Source organism: Micrococcus sp. LASM2_SD2, from assembly GCF_057364565.1.
In genome coordinates this window covers 1-2,615 of record NZ_JBNFOB010000283.1, presented here as the reverse complement: position 1 = coordinate 2,615, position 2,615 = coordinate 1, and the positions used below count along the sequence as shown (strand labels likewise).

Sequence of the window (2,615 nt, the reverse complement as noted above, 5' to 3'; positions counted from 1 at the left end):
GCTCCGCGCCTCCCGACGGGCACCGGCGGTCAGCCGACGCCAGCTCCCCACGCCCCGGACGACCGCGAGCAGGCCGCCGGCGGAGGCGATGCAGAGCGCGAGGATACGCGCCTTGGCGGGGTCCACATGGCAGGCGACCCGCGTGCCCACGGCGATGCCGACGGGTCCGGCCACGAGCGCGGCGATCCAGACGGACGCCGGGATGTGCACGTCCGTGGGCACGGCGGCACCGAAGAGGGCCTTGGTGCCGATCGAGGTGAGGTTGGCGAGCAGGAAGATCGGCTGGAGCGTGGCAGCCCAGGACCGCTGCTCCCACTTGGCGGCCACCGCGTAGACGGCGAGCGCCGGCCCGGCCACGCCCGCGGTGGTGTTCATGAAGCCGGCGACCGCCCCGGAGCCGTAGACCGCCCCGTCGCCGGTGAGCGTAAACCTCTTCTGCAGTCCGAGTGCGGCGGCGATCGCGATGAGGATGCTGGCCCCGAGCAGGATCTCCAGCCAGCCCAGGTCCAGCGCGGACACGGCCCAGGCGCCTGCGAAGGACCCCGCGATCAGCAGCGGGGCCAGGCGGATGAACCGCGGCCAGTCCACGTGCCGGTGTAGCAGCAGGAACAGGATGAGCGCGGAGACGGAGGCCGCCACGTTGGACAGGGTGACGCCGGCGATCGGCCCGACCAGCAGGGACAGCACCGGGGCGGCGATCATGCCCACCCCCATGCCCGAGACCCGTTGCAGGGTGGCACCGAGGGCGATGAAGCCGACGGCGATCAGGGCGGGCAACAGGTCCATGGGTGAAGTATGACGGACGGCCCCGCGGTGTCCCTACCTGGACGTTCGCCGTGGATTCCCACGTCGGCGCACCCGAGGCATCGTCGCCGAGGGCCCTGCGGTGCCATCGTGTGCCGCATGACTGAGAACAGGAATCCGATGCTGAACGAGCCGACGCTCTCCTCCTCTGACGAGGACGTGAAGACGGTCCACGACCTCATCTCGAAGATGGACGTGGCGATGCTGACCACCGTCTGCGCCACCACGGGCCGCCTGGTGAGCCGCCCGCTGTCCACCCAGGTCGCGGAGGAGGACGGCGACGTCCTGTTCCTCATCGACAGGACCAGCGCCGTCGCCGACGACATCCGGGCCAACCCGGGCGTGAACGTCGCCTACTCCTCGAAGAAGGCGTGGGTCTCCCTCTCCGGCCAGGGCACCCTCGTGGAGGACGACGCCGTGGTGAAGGACCTGTGGTCCACCGGTGCGGACATGTTCATGGACGGCGGTCCGGAGAACCCGGACAACATCGTGCTCAAGGTCCACGGGGACACCGCCACCTACTGGGGCGGCACCTCACTCGCCGGCACCGTGGTGAAGACCATCGCCGCGATGCGCGGCAAGGACGAGAAGAAGGGCTCCGGCGGCCCGCCACGGTCGACCTCCCCTGATCTGTCACCGATATCCGTGACAGCGCAAGGGCCCCGCCGCCGACTCTCTCGGCGGCGGGGCCCTCTGCCGTCTGCGGCCCTCGGGTCAGGAGTGCAGCGCCTCGGCCAGACCCGCGAGCCGGAGCACGGAGTCCATCAGGTTCTCGCTGGTCGTCGCCCGTGCCTTTGCCTGCCGCTTCGGGTCGTCACCGAGGCCGGACCAGTCGTAGGTGTGCACCACACGGCACCGGCCCTCTCCCTCGGAGACGACCTCCCACCCCCACAGGTGCCCGGGCTGGGGCTCCCCCATGGGCGAGGGCTTCCAGGCAATCAGGCGCCCCTCCTCGAACTCCACGACCTCGTTGGCGCGGTCCTGGCCGTTGGTCAAGGTCATGACGAACATGTCCCCCACCTCCCGGACCCGCTGCCCCGTGGCCGCCTCCTCGAGGTTGTCGTTCCCGTCCCACTGCGGCTGCTTGGAGGGATCGGCGATCAGCTCGAACACCGCGGCAGCCGGGGCGGCCACCTCCCGCTCGGCCCGCACGACCTTCTCCTCGCCCTCCGACGCTGACCTGGTGGTCTCCGTGTCGTCCATGCGCCCAGGGTATGACGCACATCACACCGGCGCCAGGGCCACCGCGTCGACGTCCCTCACCGGCCGAACCGACACGGCCCGAACCGGACCTCAGAGTCCGACCGCGCTCGCCCCGGCCGCGGCCTGCGAGGCGCTGAAACCGTCGTACATCAGCTGGTCGATGAGCTCAGCGCGGGAGAACCCCATGAACTCCAGGTAGGACTGCGCCTTCTTGGCGGCCTGCGCCGTGTAGTCCACGGTCAGGCTGTCCACGCCGTGCGTGGCCTGGTCCGTGGTGAAGCCGTCATAGACCAGCTGCTCGATCAGCCCGGACCGGGAGAACGCGGTGAACTCCAGGTAGGACTGCGCCTTCTTCACCGCCTGCGCGTTCCAGTCCACGCCGAGCCCGTCCACTGCGGCACCGGCCTCGGTGGTGGAGAAGCCGTCATAGGCCAGCTGCTCGATCAGCCCCTGGCGGGAGAACCCCATGAACTCCAGGTAGGACTGCGCCTTGCGCGCCGCCTGCGTGCCGGAGACGGACTGCGCCGGGGCCTGGGCGGCAGACGCCTGCGCCGCCGCCTCCTGCTCGGCCTTCGCCTCGGCGGCCTCCTCGGCGGCCTGGGCAGCGG

3 protein-coding genes and 1 pseudogene are annotated in these 2,615 nt (G+C 70.8%); 1 reads left to right on the top strand and 3 read right to left on the bottom strand.

Features of this window, described 5'->3' with window-relative positions:
• Window positions 1-786 (bottom strand): sulfite exporter TauE/SafE family protein (locus AC2W7A_RS11445; RefSeq protein WP_485991459.1); only part of this gene is annotated, 786 nt, incomplete at its 3' end.
• 9 nt (window positions 787-795) lie between these two features.
• Here AC2W7A_RS11445 and AC2W7A_RS11440 point away from each other — a divergent pair.
• Window positions 796-1,302: pseudogene (locus tag AC2W7A_RS11440) on the top strand (pyridoxamine 5'-phosphate oxidase family protein); the annotation flags it as partial.
• Window positions 1,303-1,518: 216 nt separating this feature from the next.
• On the opposite strand, the gene AC2W7A_RS11435 reads toward AC2W7A_RS11440, so the two are convergent.
• Window positions 1,519-2,007, bottom strand: a complete 489-nt coding sequence (locus AC2W7A_RS11435; RefSeq protein ID WP_485991458.1) for an SRPBCC family protein — start codon at window positions 2,005-2,007, stop codon at window positions 1,519-1,521.
• Window positions 2,008-2,097: 90 nt separating this feature from the next.
• Window positions 2,098-2,615 (bottom strand): Ltp family lipoprotein (locus AC2W7A_RS11430; protein ID WP_485991457.1); only part of this gene is annotated, 518 nt, incomplete at its 5' end.

What these genes read in the sequence shown, in the direction of transcription:
- AC2W7A_RS11435 (WP_485991458.1), bottom strand. Translation starts at nt 2,007, where the DNA reads ATGGACGACACGGAGACCACCAGGTCAGCGTCGGAGGGCGAGGAGAAG.